Source organism: Robiginitalea sp. (assembly GCF_049588695.1).
Classification (GTDB): domain Bacteria; phylum Bacteroidota; class Bacteroidia; order Flavobacteriales; family Flavobacteriaceae; genus Robiginitalea.
The window spans coordinates 1-2,903 of record NZ_JBAVZJ010000372.1 but is presented as its reverse complement, the minus strand read 5'-3'; the positions used below and the strand labels follow the sequence as shown (position 1 = coordinate 2,903).

Here is a 2,903-nt window from a genome sequence, read left to right as displayed (position 1 = left end):
TGTAGGCCGATTTCATCTCATCTTCTATGTTAATGGGGATCAATTTTTCTCCTTCCGCCATAATGCAACTTTCTTTCTGTTCCTGAGGTTAAAAAATCATGCCAATATACGGAAAAACGGCCTTTTCCGAAGGTGTTATCACCTATTTATTAAGGAATTTATCAACAGGATTCACCCGTTGAAAGGTTGATAAATTAGCCGTTAAAATTTTTGTAATTCTCTCTAATTTTTGTCATTTCGTTTCACGCGATGGAATATGGGTACGGTATTTGACGTTCTTATGAATAGAATTCGTAATTTTAAAAAGTATTAAGGAGGTTTTATGGATGATAATTTTTCACCAAGAGTAAAAGACGTCATTGCCTATAGCAAGGAAGAAGCACTGCGCCTCGGCCACGATTTTATCGGGACCGAGCATCTGATGTTGGGCTTGCTTCGCGATGGAAACGGGAAAGCGATAAGTATTCTCGACGCCATGGAAGTAGATTTGGATCACTTGCGCAGGAAAGTGGAAATTCTGAGTCCGCCCAACCCCAGTGCGACGACACTCCCTAAGGATAAAAAGAACCTGCACCTGACCCGTCAGGCAGAGCGGGCCCTGAAAACCACTTTTCTGGAAGCCAAACTCTTCCAGAGTTCGTCCATCAACACGGCTCACTTGTTGCTCTGTATCCTCCGCAATGAAAACGACCCGACCACCAAATTACTGCACAAGATGAAGGTAGATTACGACGGCGTGAAAGAACAATTTAAAAGCATGATCACCAGCGATAGCGAGGAGGACTACAGTGATACGCCCTCTGCAGAATCCTTTCCCAGCGACTCGGACGATGTCGGTGAAGGAAAAGAAGGCTCCTACTCGGGTGGATCAGCCCAGAAGGGAAATAAAAAATCCAAAACGCCTGTACTGGATAATTTCGGGCGCGACCTGACCCAGCTGGCTGAGGAAAACAAACTCGACCCGGTTGTGGGGCGGGAGAAGGAAATCGAGCGTGTTTCACAAATCCTGAGCCGCCGCAAAAAGAACAACCCCCTGCTGATCGGGGAACCCGGAGTAGGTAAGAGCGCCATTGCGGAAGGCCTTGCCCTGCGCATTATCAATAAGAAAGTATCCCGTATCCTGTACAATAAGAGAGTAGTTACCCTGGACCTCGCTTCCCTGGTCGCCGGAACAAAATACCGCGGGCAGTTTGAAGAACGGATGAAGGCGGTGATGAATGAACTGGAGAAGAATGACGATGTCATCCTCTTTATAGACGAAATCCACACCATTGTGGGAGCCGGCGGGGCAACGGGCAGCCTGGATGCCTCCAATATGTTTAAACCGGCCCTGGCGAGGGGTGAGATTCAATGTATCGGGGCAACGACCCTGGACGAATACCGACAGTACATCGAAAAAGACGGGGCCCTGGAGCGCCGTTTCCAAAAAGTGATGGTGGAGCCTACCTCTGTTGAGGAAACAATTGAAATCCTGCGGAATATCAAAGGTAAATACGAAGACCATCACAACGTCAATTATACGGAAGAGGCTATTGATGCCTGTGTAAAACTGACGAATCGCTATATCACCGACCGCTTCCTGCCAGACAAGGCTATCGATGCCCTGGACGAGGCGGGATCCCGGGTACACATCATCAATATGGATGTGCCCAAGCAGATCCTGGAGCTCGAAAAGCAACTGGAAGAAGTGCGGGAGCTCAAAAACAGTGTCGTTAAAAAACAGCGTTACGAAGAGGCGGCCAAACTCCGGGACGATGAAAAGCGTCTGGAGAAAGACCTGGCCATCGCCCAGGAAAAATGGGAAGAGGACAGTAAACTCCACCGGGAGACCGTTTCCGAAGAAAATGTGGCCGACGTCGTTTCCATGATGAGTGGAATACCAGTGAATAAGATTGCCCAGACCGAGAGTAATAAACTCGCCAAATTGCCGGATCTCATTAAAAACAATGTTATCGGGCAGGATGAGGCCGTGGCCAAAGTAGCCAAGGCCATTCAGCGCAACCGGGCGGGATTAAAAGATCCGAACAAACCGATCGGGAGTTTTATTTTCCTGGGGCAAACGGGAGTTGGTAAAACACAATTGGCCAAAGTACTGGCCAAGGAATTATTCGATTCTGAAGACGCCCTGATCCGTATCGACATGAGCGAGTATATGGAGAAGTTTGCGATTTCAAGACTCGTGGGTGCACCTCCCGGGTACGTGGGGTACGAAGAAGGAGGGCAGCTCACTGAAAAAGTGCGCCGCAAACCCTATTCGGTCATACTCCTGGATGAAGTCGAGAAAGCGCATCCGGATGTCTTTAATATGCTCTTGCAAGTTTTGGATGATGGCTTTTTAACCGACAGCCTCGGACGCAAGATCGATTTCCGCAATACAATCATCATTATGACCTCCAATATCGGGGCCCGACAGATCAAAGATTTTGGTCAGGGTGTCGGATTTGGTACAGCGGCCAAGAAATCCCAGGCGGATTCCCATCAGAAAAGCGTTATTGAAAACGCCCTGAAGAAAGCATTTGCCCCGGAATTCCTGAACCGCATTGACGATGTTATGGTCTTTAATCCTTTGGAGCGGGAGCACATCCACCAGATTATAGATATCGAACTCAGGAAGCTCTATGACCGCATCAGCGATATTGGATACGAACTCAAACTGACCGATAAAGCCAAGGATTATATCTCCGACAAAGGTTTTGATAAGGAGTACGGCGCCCGACCGCTCAAACGCGCCATCCAGAAATATATCGAAGACGCCCTGGCCGAGGAAATCGTCAATTCCAAGTTAGAAGAAGGGGATAGCATAGAGATGGACCTCGATGAAAAGGGGGATTCCCTCACGATTAACATCACCAAAGCGAGTAAATCCTCGAAGGAAGCATAAGTTTTGTAAGAAATTTAGCTCA

1 protein-coding gene is annotated in these 2,903 nt (G+C 48.1%); it reads left to right on the top strand.

Going from position 1 to position 2,903, the window contains the following annotated elements:
- The first annotated feature begins 322 nt into the window (after positions 1-322).
- Positions 323-2,881 (top strand): ATP-dependent Clp protease ATP-binding subunit, encoded by a 2,559-nt coding sequence (locus tag WBV75_RS08890; RefSeq protein ID WP_424120272.1) that lies wholly within the window; start codon positions 323-325, stop codon positions 2,879-2,881.
- Positions 2,882-2,903 lie beyond the last annotated feature (22 nt).

Coding starts and splice junctions, on each gene's coding strand:
- WBV75_RS08890 (WP_424120272.1), top strand. CDS start 323: ATGGATGATAATTTTTCACCAAGAGTAAAAGACGTCATTGCCTATAGC.